This window comes from Hymenobacter rigui (assembly GCF_003944715.1).
Lineage (GTDB): Bacteria > Bacteroidota > Bacteroidia > Cytophagales > Hymenobacteraceae > Hymenobacter > Hymenobacter rigui.
Window position 1 is genome coordinate 25407 of sequence record NZ_RWIT01000016.1, and the last position, 18790, is coordinate 44196.

Consider the following 18790-nt stretch of genomic DNA (forward strand, 5'->3'; position numbering starts at 1 on the left):
TGCGCCGTCGGACCGGAGCGGCCTAGCGCCACAAAAAAAGCCTCCCCAATGGGAGGCTTTTTTTGTGGAAGCACACGAATCAAAAAATCCGTGCAATCCGATCAATCCGTCTAAATCCGTGATTTAGGCTTCCTGGTGCAGCCACTGCTTTTTGCTCAGCAGCTTATCCTGGGATTCGCGGTAGTCCGGGTCGTCCACGCAGCAGTCTACGGGGCACACGGCGGCGCACTGGGGCTCCTCGTGGAAGCCCACGCACTCGGTGCACTTATCCGACACGATGTAGTAATACTCGTCGGAAATGGGGGTTTGCGGGGCCACGCCCGATACCACCTTGCCGCCGTCCTGCTGCACTTCCTTCAGGCTGGTGCCATCGGCCCAGCGCCAAGCGGCGCCGCCTTCGTAAATGGCAGTGTTGGGGCATTCCGGTTCGCAGGCACCACAGTTGATGCACTCGTCGGTTATCATGATGGCCATAGCCTCGGTCGTCGTTAAAAAGTAGAAAATCGAATCAGAGAGAGTACGCAAGCCGCCGGGAGCAGGATGCGGCCGGGCAAAATTAGGGATTAGCCGTACACAGTTCAGTAATTTCGCGCCGCTGATTTTGTTTTTCTGCCTTCCGGCTTTTATCCCCCCTGCTTTTATGCTTCACGCCGACCGCCTTGCCGCTTTTGTAGCCCTGGGCCAGCGCCTCTCGGCCCTGGTTTCCGATGACCATTCCGAGGAGCTGACCGAGCTGGCCGCCCGCGCCCGCAACCAGAACCCGTGGTTCGATCGGCCCAACGTGCTGGCGGCCCTGCGCGGCATTGCCCACCTGCTAGCCGAGCCCACCCTAAGCACCTGGGCCGCCCGCTACCCCGCGGAACCCACCACCCCGCGCCTGATTGGGGTAGTGATGGCCGGCAATATTCCGCTGGTAGGCTTCCACGATGCGCTGTGCGTGCTGCTCGCGGGCCACGTGCTGCTGGCCAAGCTCAGCAAAGACGACACGCTGCTGATGCGCTGGGTGCTGAATGAACTCACGCGCTTGGAGCCCCGCTTCGCCGACCGGATTCAGTTGGTGGAGCGCCTGAACGCGGCCGATGCGTTTATTGCCACCGGCTCCGACAATACGGCCCGCTACTTCGAGTATTACTTTGGCAAAAAGCCGCACATCATCCGCCGCAACCGCACCAGCCTGGCCGTGCTTACGGGCCGGGAGTCGGACCACGACCTGGGGCTGCTGGGCGAAGATATTTTCCGCTACTACGGCCTAGGCTGCCGCAACGTGAGCAAGCTCTACGCCCCCGTCGGCTACGATTTCACGCCCCTGCTTGATGCCCTGCAGCCCTGGCACCATGTGCTGGAGCACAACCGCTACCAGAACAACTACGACTACAATAAGAGCATTCTGCTGGTGAACCGGGTGCCCCACCTCGATTCGGGTTTCCTGCTGCTCACCGAAAGCGCCCAGCTCGTTTCCCCCATTTCGGTGCTGCACTACGCCACCTACACCAGCGAGGTGGACCTGCTCGACCAGCTCACCGACGTGGCGGCTCAGACGCAGTGCTTGGTTTCGGCGAGCGGGCTTTATCCGGGCAGCTTCCCCTTCGGCCGCGCCCAGCAGCCCGCCGTGTCCGACTACGCCGACGGCGTGGACACCATGAATTTTCTGGCGCAGCTTCTATAGCGTAACTTCCTGATGGTGCAGGAATTGCCGCGTAGGCAACGCAGCAGAGCCACATTTCAGGCACGATTGTAGGTGTACCTTAGATGGAATTGTTGCGTACACTCGTTCAGTTTCGTGCACATTTCTGCGGCGGCAAGCCGGCAGCAATGTTCATCTGTTCTCCATTTGGCTTGCCGTACGCTGTGACGGAATTTCTCCACTCACCGCTATTATTCTGCTCTGACGATGATACCTGAACTCAAGCCGACCGACGCTGCCATTGAAACCATCGAGAAGGAAAGCATTTCGACTCTTCGCTTCTCGAACGAGGATGTGCTGACCGACCCCGCCGCCATCAAACGCCGCCGCCACGACGCGGAACGGGCTGCCACGCTGGGTAACGCCTACCACGGCAAGCTCGACATCTACTTCCAGACGGCCGATGGGGCTGTAAAACGCGTGTACACCACCATCTGGGCCATGCACGAAGAATACCTGACGCTGAAATCCGGCATTGCCCTACCCCTGCGGGCCGTGCTCAGCTTCGACTTCTATTAAGACCACCAAGTCCACGGATTTTGTAGCTGATTAACCCGCCCAGTAGGGCCAATACGCTGGTTACTACTTTACCCATACATAAAGAAAAAGGCTTGCTGGTTAGCAAGCCTTTTTCTTTTACTGGAAATAAATCGTCCACAAAATCCGTGGAGAATCCGTGGTCTTAGAGGCGGTCCAGGGTTTTCTGGATCAGGTCGTTTACTACCTGATCGGAGTTGGCCGCAAACTCGCCGGTGGCGCGGTTGGCCACAATGGCGTTCAACGACAGCACCTCGTGGCCCAGCATGCGGCCCAAGGCGTAGTAGCCGGCCGTTTCCATCTCGAAGTTGGTGAGACGGAACTCGCCTTCGGCACTCTGGTGGCGGAATTGCTGGAACTCCTGAATCAGGGTGGGCAGGCGCAGATCTAGGCGAAGCACCCGGCCCTGGGGGCCGTAGAAACCGGGGCAGGTGAGCGTATTACCCTTCACCATATCGAAGCCCAGCTGCTCACGCAGCAAATCGGAACCCCGCACGCAGTATGGGCGGTAGGGCAGCTGCAAGGCTTGCTGGATGCCGGTGGCCACTTCTACTTCTAGGCCGGTTTCTACCAGCGGGTAAAACTGCATCAGCGAATCCAGACCCACGGCGTGCTCCGAGGCCAGCATGGAGCCTACCGGAATATCGGCCTGCAGGGAGCCGCTGGTGCCCACCCGCACAATACGCAGGCTGATGCGCTCTTCCAAGGGGCGCGGCTCGCGCGTTACCAAATCCACGTTTACCAGCGCATCCAGCTCATTCATCAGAATATCAATGTTATCGGTACCCATGCCGGTGCTGATAACGGTGATGCGCTTGCCCTTGTAGTAGCCCACGTGCGTCACGAATTCGCGCTTGTGGATTTTGGTTTCGATGGAGTCGAAGTGCTGGCTAACGGACGGCACCCGCTCCGGGTCGCCCACCGTGATGATGGTTTCGGAAAGGTGGTCGGGCAGGAGGTTCAGGTGGTAGATGCTGCCGTCCTTGTTCAGGATCAGTTCCGATTCGGCGATGGGCATGGGTGGGGAATTATGAATTAAAAATTATGAATTAAAAATTAAACGTGACAGACATTAATAAATGGGCAATCCGAAAAGCAAGCGCACCTAAGTTGCTTATGCGTTTCAACAGTGGCCATTTTTAATTCTTCATTTTTAATTTTTAATTCCTGACGGGGCGCGGTACGAGAGCAGACCCTGCTCGGGGTTGTAGTGGTTGCTCAGCTTGGGGTAGGTGCCGGTGCCGTCGTAGGGACGCTTATCGGGGTGCTGCTGGCAGGTGGCGGAGCAGGCGCCGTCCAGCTGCTCGGCGCAGGCCTCGCACAGCGGTACGTGGGCGTTGCAGTGCGGGTTGGCACAGTTCACCATCCGGTCGGAGGGCGTGTGGCAGTGGTGGCACTGGCTGATGATGGTTGGGTTGACGCTGTTCACATCTACCGCCACCCGGCCATCAAACACGTAGCATTTACCATCGAAATCCTCACCGCCGGCTTCCAGCCCATATTTGATAATGCCACCGTGCAGCTGGTACACATCCTCGAAACCCTGTTCCAGCAGGAAAGCCGAGGCCTTCTCGCACTTGATGCCGCCGGTGCAGTAGGTCAGAATTTTCTTGCCCCGGTACTGCTCCAGCTCCTGCACCTTCTCGGGGAACTCGCGGAAGTTTTCAATATCCAGCGTCACGGCGTTTTTGAAGCGGCCCAGGCTGTGCTCGTAGTCGGAGCGTACGTCCAGCACCACCACGTCGTCCTGGTCCTTCATGGCCCGGAACTCCTGGGGCTCTAGGTGAATCCCGGTCCGCTCGTAGGGCTTGATATGGGGCAGTCCCACGTGCACGATTTCCGACTTCACGCGCACGTGCAGCTTCTGGAAGGTATGCGCCGGGGCCTCTTCTACCTTGAATTCCAGCGCCGCAAAGCGCGGGTCGGCCTTAATCAGGCGCATGTATTCCTCACAGTCGGCACGGCGGCCCGATACGGTACCGTTCAGGCCTTCGGCGGCCACAATAATGCGGCCCAGCAGGTTCAGCCCCAGGCACAGCCGGTGGTGCTCCTCCCGGAACTGCTCCGGATTCTCGATGGGCGTGTAGCAGTAGTACAGTAGAACGAGGTAGTCCATTTTTTATAGAAGTAAGCTATTAGAATTGAGAACTGAGACATCTGTAAAGGAGTCTGGTTCTCAGGTCTAAGTTCTTGGCTCTAAACTTTCTGAGCGGGGTTGCCGAACACGGTTTGGCCGGCAGGTACGTCGGCTACTACCACTGAGCCAGCGCCCACGCGGGCTTTGGCCCCGATTTTCACACCGGCTACCACTACGGCTCCCGCCCCGATGAAGGCCAGCTCCCCTACCTGCACCTCGGCGTTGAGAATAGCGCCGGCACCCAGCTGGGCGTAGTCGCCCACCTCAGCCTTCACATCCACCACGGTATTGGCCCCCAGGATGCAGCCGTCGCCGAGCTTGGCAGTACCGGCCACCACGGCGTTGGCCCCGATGAGGTTGCCATGGCCCAGCCAAGCGTGCGGCGATACGCTGGCGCGCTGGTGAATGGCGTTGACGGGAGCTACGGTGTACTCCTCGCGCAACATGTTGGTGAGGCTGCGGCGGCTGGCCGTGTCTTCGGTAGCCACGAATACCTCGCACTTCTTGCCCAGCAGCTTCAGCAGCTCCTTATCATCGGTGTTACCCATCACGGGCACATCGTTGAGCTCGGTGTTTTGCAGCTCGGCTTTATCATCGAGCAGGCAGTACACAACTACATCATTGCTCTGAAAGGCATCAAGAGCAGCAGTGCCAACTGCCTGCGCGCCCAGGATGATTACGGGATTTTCCATTGGTAGAAAAAACGGCCGCAGCGCGGCCGGTGAGTGTTCGTAAACGGCTGCAAAGATACGGGTAGCCTGTTAGTTTCAGGATGATCTTTCTCAACCGGAGTGCAGCCTATAGCCGGAGCCGCCGAAGCAGGCGGGCGGCGTAATCGTTTTGCAGGGCTAACAACAGCAGAAATGGCAAAAAAGTAACCCGATACCGGTTAAGCGTGCCCAAATTGGGCGTAGTAAGACCCAGCAATGCCGCCAGAATGACGCAGTAAAGCAACAGGGCCAGCACCAGCCCGAATGGTAATTGCCCGGCTTTGCCCCATGCCCCAGCCCAACCTGCTACTACCACCAGCACCAGCAGCGCCAGATTCTCCAGGCCCGCCACAACATACAGCACCGTGCCGCCCTCCCATGGCCACGGCCTCGAGAGAGTATTGAATACCGCCACGGGCGTGTGCTGCATGACGCTTTCAGTGGTGGGCCGCAAATCCGGATACTCCAGGTGGGGGCGCGTACGGGAGGATTTCAGCAAGTCGGAATAGTTACGTTGTAGCTGCGAAGTGAACTTATTGGCTCGAAATACCGGACTTACTTCGCTGGCCGCCCAGGCTCCGCTGAGCAGAATGCCAACCAGTACAATCGTCTGTCCTATGCGAGAACGAGCGGCACCCAGGCGGTGCAGGACCAGCACGCCCGCCAGGCCAACCAGCGTACCAAACAGCACAACAGCGAAAAAATACCGCATTTTGAAATGCAGCAAGCCCACGGCCACCAGTGCCGGTATGGCCCACGCGTGCCGCTGCCGGCCGCTGTAGCCGAGGTGTATCACCAGGGCCAGCACCAACGCCCCACTACCTACCAACAGACTCTCCTTAGTCAGCCCGGAGGTCCAGTAAACTACTGTGGGCCAGATCAGGAAGGCTACGACTCCGGCCCCAGGGGTGGCGGCGGGCCAGTACCGCTGCAGCTGCCGCACCAGTTCCCACCCACCTACAAAGCTAAATAGCGAAAGATAACAGCCATTGAGCAGCGCATTACCCCCGCTGGCCAGGTTCAGTACCGACAACAGCTTTATCAGGAAGAAGGTATTGGACAGCCCATGGAAGACCAGTTTCCACTGCCCCCAGTGAAACTCATCCTGCAACAGCATCATCAGCCATTGATGGGGTGCGTGCCGCAGCTGGTCGGTCATTCGGCCCGACCACAGCATAAAATACCGGGCATCTTCGCTTATCAGCCACACCGAAAGAATGGTAGCCAGCAGCTTGAGGGCCAGTGTGGGCAACACCCACCGGCCCACTACCGGCAACGGCCTCACGCGGGGCAGCCATTGCCAAAACAGCCACAGCAGCCCGGCATTCAGGCAAAGCGCAAGAAGCAGGTTCAGTATCAACGGCAGATCAGGTAAGCCACGCCCAAAGGTAGCGGGGCGGGCGCGTATCCCCACATGCGGCTACTGGCGCAACAGCCGGGCCCCAATACCACAGGCCACGCAGCGGCGCGGCGCGCAGTAGCCCCGCTGCAGCGCCAGCAGCCCCTGCGAGTCGGCGGCGGTTTGATTGCGGAAGCCAGCGGCTTCGTACGGATCCGTCAGGTGGTTGTGCTCGGGCGGCAACTGGTCCAGTAGTGCCACGGCGGCTTCTACCTGTTCTGGGTTGCCCACGGAGCGCGCGTACGCCACCCGCAGCGGCAATACTACGTTGGTAATCAGCAGATGTATGCTAGCCCGACCCAACATTGCGCCTTTGCCGGGCTTGCCCGGCCGGGTGTGAGTTTGCCAATACGCGGGCAGCGGGGCCGTGAAGAACTGCTCCAGGGCCCGCACATCAGAGGCCGTCAGCAGCGCATCGAACAGCGTGGGCCGGGCATGCAGCAGCGCCATTAGCTGCACGAGGCGCACGGTCGGGAAGTTAGCCGGCCGCAGCCGCAGGAAGTTCCACTCGTGGCCGGCCAAGGCAGAACCGTGCAGGTTGTACTTGTGCTGCAGAAACGCGTATTCTGTGCGCAGCTGTTCCACATACTCGTCGGTAGAAGCATCCTGCAAGAAGCCCGCCTGCCCAAATACCAGCGCGGCCAGCTGGAGAGCATCGTGCCGGTGCCGACGAATCAGGCTTAGGGGAAGCGCACGGGCCAGCCGGCTCATGGGGTCGGCATTCTTCTTAAACCCGAAGGCTTCGGCCAGCACATACCAGGCTGTGGCCTCCCAATCCTGCGCCAACCCGGCATGCAGCTCCGCAATCCGGTCGGTTTTCTGCTCCACCCGTTCCAGCAGCGTGCGGCCCAGCATCATGGTGCGCGTCAGCTCCGGCACCTGGTTCAATAATGGCGCACAGGGCAGCGGGGCCTCGGTGGGCTGGTTGCTGAGCTGCTCGTACGCTGCCAGCAGGCCGGGCGCCAGCCGGGTCGCCAGCGCCAGCGTCGGAATATCGGAGCCGTTGGTGCGCTGCACCGGCACATCGGCGGAGTACACCACATGCAGAATTACCTGGTCATACTTGGCATCCTGCTGGTGCTGGTGGCGGTGCCAGTCGGAGGCGCGCAGGTGAATTTCCACGGCTCCGTTCCACTCTACCTCTCCCAGCTGCAACCGGGCATTCAGGAAATCGGGACCGGCATCGGGGTTGCGGTGGCCGGGGCGCAGCACGGTAACGGGCTGCCCATCCTCGGTCAGCAAGTCTGTTTTATCGAAATACTGCTGCTGCCATACGTAGTGCAAAAAATCTTCCTTCATACCAGATACTTGTAGCTATAGAGATGCTACTCAGTGAGCTTATTGAATTTGAGCCGCTGAGTGAGAAGCAATAAGCTATTAGTTCGGCTATAAACCAAACCGGCCCGCCCCTGCTGTAGTAGCAGAAGCAGGCCGGTCAACATGGCAGCGCAGAGGCTTAACGAAGGTCAATCACCTTTACGCCTTTGTACTTGCTTTTATCGAAGTTGAAGGTGGTAGCATCAATGGGTACGTTGGGCTGGAACTTGCTGATGCGGTAGGTGTAGCGGTTGCCGTTCTTTTTGAACATCTGCCAGCTTTTCACCGCTTTATCCACGCGGCCTACTTTCAGGCGCACTTTGTACACGGGGTTGTTGCGGTCCTCGGGCGAGAGTTCAATTACGTCCACTACTTCGCCGCCTTCCTTAGCCTCCTGCACGTAGGCATACTTGTAGCCTTTTTTGTACAGCGTATAAATCTGGGAGGGAGAAATTTCCTGATCCTCAGGCTCGTAGTCCGAGATATTGACCTCGTTTTCGGCCTTCATGTACGTCCACATCGTCTGGCCGTTGTTGATGACCTCCTGGCCGCTCATCTTCAGCCGAAACTTCTGGCCGCTCACGGTAATGTCGCCGCTCAGATTCTCTTTCACCTTGGCCGCATCGTTTTCCAGCGTCTGGGTGAAAGTAGCCTTGAAAGCCTTCATCGCCTGATATTTGGCGCTCATCTGGTCCAGAATTTTACCGGCCTTAGGGTCCTGCTGGGCCGTGGCTACAGAAGTCAGCGACACGGATAAGGCGAGCAGGGCGAGATACTTTTTCATTGCAATGGTTGGTGGTGAATTGGGAGTAGTGAGTACAGAGACGGAAGAAACGGCACTTTGTTTACAACAGATTTCCGGTACCGTTGATTTTCGCGTCTTTTCCAGAGGCATCCTCACTCCTATTTCTGTAGGCTGTTCAACAACTGTTCCAAACTGTATTCGTCGGGAATTAATACTTCGCGGGCTTTGCTGCCCTCAAACGGGCCCACAATACCGGCGTGCTCCAGCTGGTCGATCAGGCGGCCGGCGCGGTTGTAGCCCAGCTTGAGCTTACGCTGAATGAGGGAGGTACTGCCCTGCTGATGCAGCACAATTACGCGGGCGGCCTCCTCAAACATGGAGTCCCGGTCGCTCATGTCAAACTCGTCGGCGTCGCCGTTGCCGCTGCCGCTTTCCCCAGGTACTTCGGGCAGCTCGTAGGCGTTGGGGTAGCCCTGCTGCTCGCCCACGAAGTCGCAGAGGCGGTCCACCTCGGGCGTATCGATGAAGGCGCACTGCACCCGGATGATATCCGAGCCCTGGGAAATCAGCATGTCACCCTGGCCGATGAGCTGGTCGGCCCCGCCGGCATCCAGGATGGTGCGGGAGTCGATTTTGCTGGTCACCTTGAAGGAAATCCGGCAGGGGAAGTTGGCCTTGATGATACCCGTAATAACGTTCACCGAGGGGCGCTGGGTGGCCACAATCAGGTGAATGCCGATGGCGCGGGCCAGCTGGGCCAGGCGGGCAATGGGCGTTTCCACCTCCTTGCCGGCAGTCATCATCAGGTCGGCCAGCTCATCAATTACCAGCACAATGAAGGGCATGTAGCGGTGCCCCTTCTTGGGGTTGAGGCGGCGCTCCACAAATTTGCGGTTGTACTCCTTCAGGTTGCGGCAGCCGGCGTCCTTCAGCAGGTCGTAGCGCCGGTCCATCTCCATGCACAGAGAGTTGAGCGTGTTCACCACCTTTTTGGTGTCGGTGATGATGGGCTCCTCCGACTCGGGCAGCTTGGCCAGGAAGTGGCGCTCAATCTTGTTGAAGATGCTCAGTTCCACCTTCTTGGGGTCGACGAGCACAAACTTGAGCTGCGAGGGGTGGCGCTTGTAGAGCAGCGAGGCCAGAATCACGTTCAGGCCCACCGATTTACCCTGGCCCGTGGCCCCGGCCATCAGCAAGTGCGGCATTTTGGCCAGGTCCACCACAAACACCTCGTTGGTGATGGTGCGCCCGAAGGCAATGGGCAGATCCATTTCGGTGCTGATGAACTTATCGGTGTTGAACACCGAGCGTATGCTCACCATCTCCTTTTTGGTATTCGGCACCTCAATACCGATGGTGCCCTTGCCCGGAATGGGGGCAATGATGCGGATACCCAAAGCCGCCAGGCTCAGGGCAATATCGTCTTCCAGGCTCTTGATTTTGCTGATGCGCACCCCGGCGTCGGGCACGATTTCGTAGAGCGTAACGGTGGGGCCGATGGTGGCCTTGATGCTGGCTATATTGATGCCGTAGTGGCCCAGCGTCTCGACAATGCGGTCCTTATTGGCTTCCAGCTCTTCCTTGCTTACCTGCGCCTTGGCTACGCCGTAGTCGTTGAGCAGCTCGAGGGTGGGATACTGGTAGCGGGGCAGGTCGAGGGTGGGGTCGTATTCGCCGGTGGGCATAGCCTCCTCGGCCTCATCTTCTTCGGCAATTACGGCCATATCAGCGCCAGCGGAAGGGTCCAGCTCGGCCGGGCCGGTGGTAGCATCCTCCACTTCAAACGACAGGCCGCTCACCACGGCCGACACCGGCGCTACGGGAGCAGACGGCATGGGTAGCGGGGCATCATCATCCGCTAAATCGGCCAAGGACAATGGCGTGGGCACCGTCGGCAGAGCCGGCGCCGGTACTGATACCGGCTCGGCGGCAGGCACTTCAAACGAGAAGCTGGGTCCGCTGGCCACCGGAGCTGCCGCTGCAGCCTCCGCCGCAGCGGTAACGCCCAGGGGCAGTGCCGAGGCGGCCAGACCTCCGGCAGCCACCGTGGCCGAAGCCGCCGCCGCTACCGGCGCAGCTGCCGCGGCAGCAACGCTGAAGGCAGGAGATGCAACCGGGCCGGTGCGCTGTGGCACCACATTAACGGTTTCCTCCTCTGCTACTGCAGGCTGGGGTGACGCGGCCAGCGGGCCTACTTTTTTGAGGGTAATACCCAGGGCCGGCTCTTCCTCTTCATTCTCATCAACCCAGGGAGCGGCATTGGAAGCGGGATAATTGGTGGCGAAGGCCGGAGCATTGAATTCCGCGCTTTCTTCTTCCTCGTCGCCGGCGCTACGGCGCAGGTTCAAGTTGAGACTGGTGACGTTGAAGAAGAAGACCACAAAGGAAATCAGCACAAACGCCAGCAGCAGCACCGTGCCCCAGCCGATGAGGCTATCCAGGAAAAAGGCCGTTTCGTAGCCGATGCGGCCACACAGAAAGTCCAGACCATGGGCCAGAGTGGGGTCCACTTCGGGGCTCTGGATGCTGAGTACCACGTAGCCCAGCAGTACGCTCAGCCACACCATCGTAAATAGGCACAGGGCCAGCACATACGTGAATGACACGCCCGCCCGCCGGAACACAATTTTGTAGCCCAGGAAAAATACGATGGGTATGGCCGCAAACGCCGCTACCCCAAATCCGTTCTGAATCAGGAACTGAGCTGTGAGAGCCCCAATGAGCCCAAGCCAGTTGCTGGTTTCCTGACCGGCCTCCCGCACGGGGGTGCTGCTCACACTTTCCGTCACGCTCTGGTCGGCATGGCCCGTGAACAGAAAGGAAATGAAGGCAATGGTCAGGTAAATGGAGCCAATCAGAAAAAAGAACCCCAGGAACAGCTGAAAGCGCCGGTCACGCAGGAAGTCGAACAGGCCGCCCAGCTTTACGGCGGGTAGCTTGAGGGGCTTACGCGGGGGTTTGGGAGCGGTGTTCCGGGGCTCGTTCCGACGACTTTCCCGGGCAGGCTCGGCTGCCGGACGCGGTTGGTTGCGTGCGGTTTTGGGCTCGGCTGCGGCGCGGGGCTCGTTGGAACGGCCGGGGGCCGCGTCAGGTTGTTGCTTGTAGGTATTTTTAGCCATCAGAATACTCGCCAAAGACCAAATCTAGGCATAAATACAATGGGTGGATTGCGGAGCGGCCGGATTGTTGCGCAAGTGGATTGCGGAACCGCTACCGCGGAGGAAAGGCTACGCTGGTTACCTTCCGTGCTACCCCGCGCAGCAATCCGGTCCTTTACCGTTTCACCACATACACCCATACCTGCCAGTAGGCCCCGGTACCGGTGTAGTGCCCAAACAGCCGCAGTTCACTTTGCTCCGGCCGGGCCAGCCGGGCCGCCGACAGCACGTACTGCCCTCCCAACTGGCGAAAAGCGGCAGCGTTGAAGGTCCAATGTTGTACCACATGCTCCGGTAACGCACCCACCCGGAAGTTCTTGCCCAGCTCCGCCGAAAACAGGTAGCACCGGTTGCCCCAGGCATCGAAGTAGGTGCGCAGCGCCGCGTCTTTGGCCAGCTCGCCCGCTGTCAGCTGCCGGAATTGGTGCTTATAGGCCAACGGGTAGTTGTTCTGATAGGCATCCAGGGTGTAGAAGTTGTTGAGCGAAGCCACGGCTGGCGGCATTCCCAGGCAGGCCACTCGGTAGGCAGCCGGTAACTGGCCGGTTTGCTGCTGAATATCGGTCTGAATCTGGTGGAACAGCGCCGGGGCCACAAAGGCGGCATAGGTGGGCTCGGTGGCTGGCAGATGGCCCAATTGCCGACGCACATTTAGCGTCCACTCGGAGTTCATGCCCAGGCCCACCGCCAGCTGTAACACGGCCAGCGCCCACACGGCGCGGCTGGCGGGCAGGTGGCGCAGCGCCAGTACCAGCACCCCAAACCAAGCCAGAGGCGTCAGGAAATGAAAACGGGTAAAGTTGAAGGCACCAAGCGCGGGCACCATCCGCTGCACTGCCCCAATGAGCGTCGGGTAGAAGCCGCAGAATACAGCCAATAGCATCAACAAAATCATGGCAGCCGCCAGCTGCCGGCGCAGCCGCTTCCGGATGGGGCTGTCCGGCAGCAGCGTGACAGCGGAGCCAGCGGCCAGTAGCGGAGCCAAGCGCGCGAAAGCACTGGCGTGGTACTGGCCCAGCAAAAAGTACCGCACCGATGCAATCAGCCCCGCTCCTACCCCACCCGGAGTCAGCCGGGCGTAATCAAACTCCAGCCGGTGCGGGACAAACTGCCGACTGATCAGCACCGAAACCACCAGCGGATACTCTACCACCAGGTAGCCCAGGGCCAACACTACCAGTCCCAGCACGGCCCGCCAGGCTATACGCCGGGTCCGCCAGGCATCGTAAGCCAAAGCCAGACCGGCCCCGGCCAGTACGAAGAGGCCAGCCAGTACCAGGCTCGACCACAGCGCAAACCCCATCAGCACCAGATAACTGGCCACCGGCCGCCGGCCGGCCCGGAGCTGCAGCAGGGCCCACACCACCCAAGGCTGGCCCAGCACCGAAACGCCATACGCCGTATAGGTGGGCAATACGGCCCAGGCCAGGGCCAGCACCGCGCACAAGCCCGCCTGCCCGCCCCCCGGCAACCCGAACCGGCGCAACACCAGATACATGCCCAACAACCCCACCAAGCGCACCAGCAGCTCGTGCAGCAGATAGGCCGGCAAAGGCGGCAGCAGGGCCATAAGGCCCACCAGCGGCTGCAGCCCCGGCCGCAGCGCGGTGCGCGGCAACCCGTGCATCAGATGCGGCACCACAGTTTGCGGGCGGTAATCCAGCGCTTTGCCTTCCTGCACCAGCACGTAGGGCACGGCCAGTTCGGTATCCAGATTATCATCAATGAGAATGTAGGTATGGCCGGCCGGGGCAACGTATGCCAGGCTAAGCACCAGCAGGACCAGCACGGCCCACACCAACGGCCCCAAAGACTGCAGACGCACGAAACGAACTGCCTCAGAAGCAGACATAGAACAGGGTAAATAAAGGCCGCAGACCGACAAAAATAGCAGTTCTATAACTCCACGACATCCCCGGCGATATTTCTGCGTTCAACTGAGCAGTAACCTATATTGCAATACTACTATGAAACAAATACTACTCACCAACCCCAACGAATCCGTGTATTGCCAGCTTACCTACGATGCTTCCACCCAGTGGCTGCGAGTAGTATGGAATGGGCATGTGGGACCTGACCTGGCCATGCGGGGTGCTGTGGCAAGCCTGGAAATACTCCGGGAGTATCACTGCCTTTATCTCTTTAACGACAACAGTCGCCTTGAAGGACCTTGGTTCGACTCCGTATACTGGCTTTCCCACGAGTGGGGTCCGGCGGCGGCCAAAGCTGGTTTGCGCTATGTGGCGCACGTGACCCGGGCCAACAATTTTGCTACATCCTTCACGGCTACTCCGGTTCACCAACTGTTCAACCAGTTTGAAATTCAGATTTTTGACCAAGCCGGTGAGGCTCTGGACTGGCTACGCAGCTGCCAGGCGCAGGAGCAGCTCTGACCTGCTGCTCAGAGCTGCTTCAGCTGCGCGGGTGAAACTCCGTAATTATCTGGCGCAGATAGTCCCGGTCGAGGTGGGTGTAGATTTCGGTGGTGGTTATGCTTTCATGGCCCAGCATTTCCTGCACGGCCCGCAGGTCGGCGCCGCCTTCGATGAGGTGCGTGGCAAAGCTGTGCCGGAAGGTATGCGGGCTGATACTCTTGCGGATACCGGCTGCCTCGGCGGCACTTTTGATAATGGTGAATACCGATACCCGGGAAATAGCGGAGCCCCGCTTGTTCAGGAATACCATGTCCTCGTGGCCCGGCTTAATATCCTGGTGAGCCCGGATTCCCTGCAGATACAACCCCAGGTGCTTCAGCGCGTCGCGCCCGATGGGCACAAGGCGCTCCTTATTGCCTTTGCCCGTCACGCGCACAAACCCCTGGTCGGCGTACAGGTTGGAGAGGCGCAGGCCCGTCAGCTCACTCACGCGCAGGCCGGAGCTATAGAGCACTTCCAGCATGGCCCGGTTGCGGGTTCCCTCCGGCGTACTCAGGTCGATACCGCTGAGAATCTGCTCAATTTCGGGGTAGCTCAGGGTATCCGGCAGCTTGCGGCCGGTTTTGGGGGCATCCAGCGTATCGGTGGGGTCGATGGCCAGTAAATCCTCCATAATGAGGTAGCGGTAAAAGGCCTTGATGCCCGATAATGTGCGGGCCTGCGAAGTAGCCTCCATGCCCAACCCACCCAGCCAAGCCAGAAAGTCGCGCAGAATACGGGTAGTTACCTGTTGAGGCGAGGCCGGCAGCTTCTCCAGCTCCAGGTACTGGCGCAGTTTCTCCACGTCGCGCACGTAGGCCTCCACCGAGTTGGCCGACAGCGACTTTTCCAGCTGCAGGTAGCCGGCAAACTGCTTGATGGTGATGGACCAGGTAGACATGTTGGGATAGTGCTTGGTTGTTAGTGCCGAGTGCCTGGCATTCGAGCATCGACAAAGGCAAAGCGGGTGTAAAACTTCGCTTTACTTGCAGTGCTGCCGTAGCTTGCGGCAACAGTTGCTTCCGCAAGCTACAAACTCTGCCTTCTGTCTGCCTTATACTCTCCAGGTACCTGGCACTAACACCTAAGCACTAAGATGAAAATCCTCCTCCTGAACGGCCCAAACCTGAACCTGCTGGGCCGGCGCGAGCCGGGCATTTACGGCACCCGCTCCTTCGATGAATACTTGCCCGAGCTGCGCGAAGCCTTCCCGCACTTTGAGCTGGAATACTTTCAGAGCAACCATGAGGGCGAGTTAATTGACAAGCTGCACGAAGTAGGTTTCAGCTACCACGGTGTGGTGCTCAATGCCGGCGGCTACACCCACACCAGCGTGGCCCTGGCCGATGCCATTGCCGCCATTGGCACGCCGGTAGTAGAGGTGCATCTGAGCAATCTGCATGCCCGGGAGGAGTTCCGGCAGCGCAGCCTCATCGGGCGCAACTGCATCGGCAGCATCAGTGGGTTCAAGCTGGAGAGCTATAAGCTGGCCCTGCACTACTTCGATGGACAGCGGCCCAAGCGGGTTGGGTTTAAGGTGTGACCAGCACGCTATTCCAAAAGTTTCCTGAACAGCATCGGTAGCACCTGCTTCAGCCTGGGCCAATTTCCGGCCGCAGCGCGTGGTTCTTTTTTCTACACAAACTAAAGCACGGCGCTACTACTTTTACGTTCTCCTTCCTTTAGCCTTTCCAACCTATGTATACATTCAATCCAGGTCCTTCTCAGGTGTACCCGCAGGTACGCCGCTACCTTCAGGATGCCTTTGATGAGGGCTGGCTCTCGGCTCCGCACCGGGGGGAGCGGTTTGTACAGCTGATGCGCCAGACGGTACAGGAGCTGAAAAACAAGCTCAACGTCCCGCAGGACTACACGGTGTTCTTCATGAGCTCAGCCACCGAGTGCTGGGAAGTGCTTACCCAAAGCCTCACGCCTACCAAAAGCTTCCACCTCTACAGTGGCGCCTTCGGAGAGAAGTGGTATGAGTACGCCAAGGCCCTGCGCCCGGCCAGCACGGGCGTGCAGTTTGGCCTCGATGAAGTGCCCGATGTACACAATCTGCCCGGCCTCGACCTAGAAACAGACCTGGTGTGCGTTACCCAGAACGAAACCAGCAATGCCACTCAGCTGCGCGACGGGGCCATTCTGAACCTGTACAACCGCCTGCCCAGCAACGCGCTGCTGGCCGTTGATGCCACCTCTTCCATGGCCGGTATTCAGCTGAAATTCATCAAGGCCGACATCTGGTACGCCTCGGTGCAGAAGTGCTTTGGGCTGCCGGCGGGCCTTTCGGTTATGCTGTTGTCGCCGAGGGCGGTGGAGCGGCTGCGGCGCATCAATGAGCGGAGCCACTACAACTCCCTGACGGCCCAGTACGAGAAGATGCTCAACTTCCAGACCACCCACACTCCCAACGTGCTGGGTATCTACCTGCTGAGCCGCAGCCTCGCCGACCGGGCCCCCATCAAGGCCGTGCACCAGCACCTCACGGACCGGGCCCAGAAGCTTTACGACTACTTCGACCAGGCCACCCAGCTCACGCCCCTGGTCACCAACCCCGAAACCCGTTCCACCACGGTTATTGGCCTGCAGGGTCCGCCCGCCCTCATTGAGGAGGTGAAACGCCGCGCGTTAAGTCAGGAATTGCAGCTGGGCAGCGGCTACGGCACCTGGAAGCCGACCAGCCTGCGCATTGCCAACTTCCCCGCCATTCCCGATGCCGCTTTCGAGCAGCTGGTGCAGTTCTTTGCCCGGGAATTTGCCTGATTAATTATGAGTGATGAGAGTTGAATTATGAATTGGTTAAGTCGCTTCTGAACGACCAACTTCAACTCTCATCATTCATCACTCATAATTCCACCGCATGTTCAGCCTCAAGGAAATAGCCTCCGTTACGCTCACGCTGTTTGCCATCATTGATATTCTGGGTTCCATTCCCATTATCATCCAGATCCGGCAGCGGGAAGGCGGCATCAATGCCGAGGTAGCCACCCTAGTGGCCGGGGCCCTGATGGTGGCGTTCCTGTTTCTGGGCCAGAGCATCCTGAGCCTGTTCGGGGTTGACTTTCAGTCGTTTGCTTTGGCCGGGGCGGTTATCATCTTCCTGATTGGCATGGAGATGATTCTGGGTGTGGAGCTGTTCAAGCACAACCCACTGGCCGCTACAGGCTCCATTGTACCGCTGGCATTTCCGCTCATTGTGGGCGCCGGCACTATGACGACGCTGCTTTCCCTGCGGGCCGCCTACCAGCTACCCAACGTGCTGGCCGGTATTCTGGTAAACCTCGTGTTCGTGTACCTGGTGCTGAAAAGTTCCGCCTGGATTGAGCGCAAGCTGGGTAAGGCCGGCGAGGATATTCTACGCCGCGTATTCGGCGTGATTCTGCTGGCCATTGCCATTAAGCTGTTCAAAGCCAATTTTTAGGGAAGCTTAGGAGCCAAGAGCTAGAAGTCAGGGAACCAGACGTACACCTTCCAGCTCCTGACTCCTGACTTCTTCCCTAATACTCCCCTAGTTCCGGCTCCTGACGACTCATGAGCAGGCCCACCATCATCAGCACCCCGGTCAGCAGGATTACCACGAACAGAATGTTCTCACTGACCTCGCCAATAAGGTGCTTTTCCGGAATGCTGTAGAACAATAGCACCGTAATCAGGCCTTTGGGGGCAATGAACAGCTCCGGAATCAGGTCGGTGCGGGCAATGTAGCGCAGGTACACAAACCGGATAGCTGTAAGGGCCGCCACTATGAGTACGCCCTGAAATAGCAGCTGCGGGCTCAGCACATTGCTGAGTGTGATGCTGAAGCCGAACAGCAGAAAAAAGAACGTGCGGATCAGAAAGGCCGACTCAGCCGTGATGCTCCGCAGCTGGTGCACTTCCTCGCTCAGGCGCTCCGGCCGGAACCAGCGGCGCAGCGGCCCCTTCAGGAAGTGCTCGGCATTGTTCACGGCCAGCCCGAATACCAGCACCAGCACCAACGACGACAAGTGCAGCTTCTTGGCCAGGCTGTAGAGCAGAATCAGAAAGGCCAGAATCAGGAAGAACTTCACGTGCAGCCGAATCCGGTCGAGCAGGAAGGCCAGGGCCGCCGTGCTGAGAACCGCCACCACCAGCACCGCCAGCACATCGGCCCCGAACGTAAGCACGGAAGCTCCCTGGGCAAAATTGTTCTGCAGGGCAAAGTTGAAGAACATGATGCCCAGGATATCGGAAAACGTGCTTTCATACACGATAAACTCCTGTTTCTCGCCCTGCAGACTCGCCACGCTGGGAATAGCAATGGCGGAGCTGATAACGGCCAGCGGAATAGCATTTATCAAGCAACTCTGGAAGCTCACGCGCAGCCAGTAGTGCAGAATCAGGGCAATGACCACCGCCTGCACCACCAGAATCAGGGCCGCCGCGAAAAAAGACCGACGAATCAGTGGGGCTTTGGCGCGGCTGATTTTCAGGTCGAGCGCGCCTTCCAGCACAATCATAATCAGCCCGATGATGCCGAATATTTCCAGGACCACCTTGGGCACCAGCAGCGTAAAATCGAAGTAGTCTGCCGTTTGCCGCAGGGCAATACCCGCCAGCAGCAGCATCAGCACCGAGGGCACCTTGGTGGCCCGCGCTGCCAGATCGAACAGGTACGAAAGGATGACGGCCAGACTCAGCCCAATCAGAATAGAATACGAACCCATG

17 protein-coding genes are annotated in these 18790 nt (G+C 59.1%); 6 read left to right on the forward strand and 11 right to left on the reverse strand.

Translation table 11 applies throughout. The features are described 5' to 3' along the window. Positions 1-123: 123 nt before the first annotated feature. A complete protein-coding gene (locus tag EI291_RS19410; protein WP_125424013.1) occupies positions 124-474 on the reverse strand; it encodes a 4Fe-4S dicluster domain-containing protein in 351 nt (116 codons plus the stop codon). A 166-nt stretch (positions 475-640) separates the two neighbouring features. On the opposite strand from EI291_RS19410, the gene EI291_RS19415 reads away from it, so the two are divergent. Both EI291_RS19415 and EI291_RS19420 read left to right on the forward strand, forming a co-directional pair. After that, positions 641-1666, forward strand: coding sequence for an acyl-CoA reductase (locus tag EI291_RS19415; RefSeq protein WP_125423947.1), 1026 nt, complete (start codon positions 641-643; stop codon positions 1664-1666). A gap of 225 nt (positions 1667-1891) precedes the next feature. Continuing rightward, positions 1892-2203, forward strand: coding sequence for a hypothetical protein (locus EI291_RS19420; RefSeq protein WP_125423948.1), 312 nt, complete (start codon positions 1892-1894; stop codon positions 2201-2203). 163 nt (positions 2204-2366) lie between these two features. Here EI291_RS19420 and EI291_RS19425 read toward each other — a convergent pair whose 3' ends face one another. The 8 genes from EI291_RS19425 to EI291_RS19460 all read right to left on the reverse strand — a co-directional run bounded on the left by EI291_RS19425 (position 2367) and on the right by EI291_RS19460 (position 13539). Beyond that, positions 2367-3239 (reverse strand): nucleoside phosphorylase, encoded by an 873-nt coding sequence (locus EI291_RS19425; protein WP_125423949.1) that lies wholly within the window; start codon positions 3237-3239, stop codon positions 2367-2369. Between the two features lie 135 nt (positions 3240-3374). Continuing rightward, positions 3375-4337, reverse strand: a complete 963-nt coding sequence (trhO, locus tag EI291_RS19430; protein ID WP_125423950.1) for an oxygen-dependent tRNA uridine(34) hydroxylase TrhO — start codon at positions 4335-4337, stop codon at positions 3375-3377. Between the two features lie 80 nt (positions 4338-4417). Continuing rightward, on the reverse strand, positions 4418-5050 hold the full coding sequence (locus tag EI291_RS19435) for a NeuD/PglB/VioB family sugar acetyltransferase (protein WP_125423951.1): 633 nt from the start codon (positions 5048-5050) through the stop codon (positions 4418-4420). A gap of 106 nt (positions 5051-5156) precedes the next feature. Then, positions 5157-6428: a hypothetical protein gene (locus tag EI291_RS19440; RefSeq protein ID WP_125423952.1), complete on the reverse strand. Its 1272-nt coding sequence runs from the start codon at positions 6426-6428 to the stop codon at positions 5157-5159. A gap of 60 nt (positions 6429-6488) precedes the next feature. Beyond that, on the reverse strand, positions 6489-7766 hold the full coding sequence (locus EI291_RS19445) for a DUF2851 family protein (protein WP_125423953.1): 1278 nt from the start codon (positions 7764-7766) through the stop codon (positions 6489-6491). A gap of 157 nt (positions 7767-7923) precedes the next feature. Then, complete coding sequence (locus EI291_RS19450; RefSeq protein WP_125423954.1) at positions 7924-8568, reverse strand: LolA family protein; 645 nt, start codon at positions 8566-8568, stop codon at positions 7924-7926. 119 nt (positions 8569-8687) lie between these two features. Further along, positions 8688-11648 carry an FtsK/SpoIIIE family DNA translocase gene (locus tag EI291_RS19455; RefSeq protein WP_125423955.1) on the reverse strand — a complete coding sequence of 987 codons (2961 nt, stop codon included), beginning with the start codon at positions 11646-11648 and terminating at the stop codon, positions 8688-8690. 154 nt (positions 11649-11802) lie between these two features. Continuing rightward, on the reverse strand, positions 11803-13539 hold the full coding sequence (locus EI291_RS19460) for a DUF6044 family protein (protein WP_125423956.1): 1737 nt from the start codon (positions 13537-13539) through the stop codon (positions 11803-11805). A 115-nt stretch (positions 13540-13654) separates the two neighbouring features. On the opposite strand from EI291_RS19460, the gene EI291_RS19465 reads away from it, so the two are divergent. After that, complete coding sequence (locus EI291_RS19465; protein WP_125423957.1) at positions 13655-14080, forward strand: hypothetical protein; 426 nt, start codon at positions 13655-13657, stop codon at positions 14078-14080. 19 nt (positions 14081-14099) lie between these two features. Here the strand turns inward: EI291_RS19465 and xerD are convergent, their stop codons facing one another. Then, positions 14100-15002, reverse strand: a complete 903-nt coding sequence (xerD, locus tag EI291_RS19470; RefSeq protein ID WP_125423958.1) for a site-specific tyrosine recombinase XerD — start codon at positions 15000-15002, stop codon at positions 14100-14102. Between the two features lie 195 nt (positions 15003-15197). Between xerD and aroQ the strand changes: the two genes are divergently transcribed. From aroQ to EI291_RS19485, 3 genes are all read left to right on the forward strand, one after another. Next, the gene (gene aroQ / locus EI291_RS19475; RefSeq protein ID WP_125423959.1) at positions 15198-15644 is read left to right on the forward strand and encodes a type II 3-dehydroquinate dehydratase; all 447 of its coding nucleotides are present in this window, start codon (positions 15198-15200) and stop codon (positions 15642-15644) included. Between the two features lie 155 nt (positions 15645-15799). Continuing rightward, on the forward strand, positions 15800-16867 hold the full coding sequence (locus EI291_RS19480; protein ID WP_125423960.1) for an aminotransferase class V-fold PLP-dependent enzyme: 1068 nt from the start codon (positions 15800-15802) through the stop codon (positions 16865-16867). A 97-nt stretch (positions 16868-16964) separates the two neighbouring features. Further along, on the forward strand, positions 16965-17525 hold the full coding sequence (locus tag EI291_RS19485) for a MarC family protein (protein ID WP_125423961.1): 561 nt from the start codon (positions 16965-16967) through the stop codon (positions 17523-17525). 76 nt (positions 17526-17601) lie between these two features. On the opposite strand, the gene EI291_RS19490 is transcribed toward EI291_RS19485, so the two are convergent. Beyond that, positions 17602-18789, reverse strand: a complete 1188-nt coding sequence (locus EI291_RS19490; RefSeq protein ID WP_125423962.1) for a cation:proton antiporter domain-containing protein — start codon at positions 18787-18789, stop codon at positions 17602-17604. Between the last annotated feature and the right edge of the window lies 1 nt (position 18790).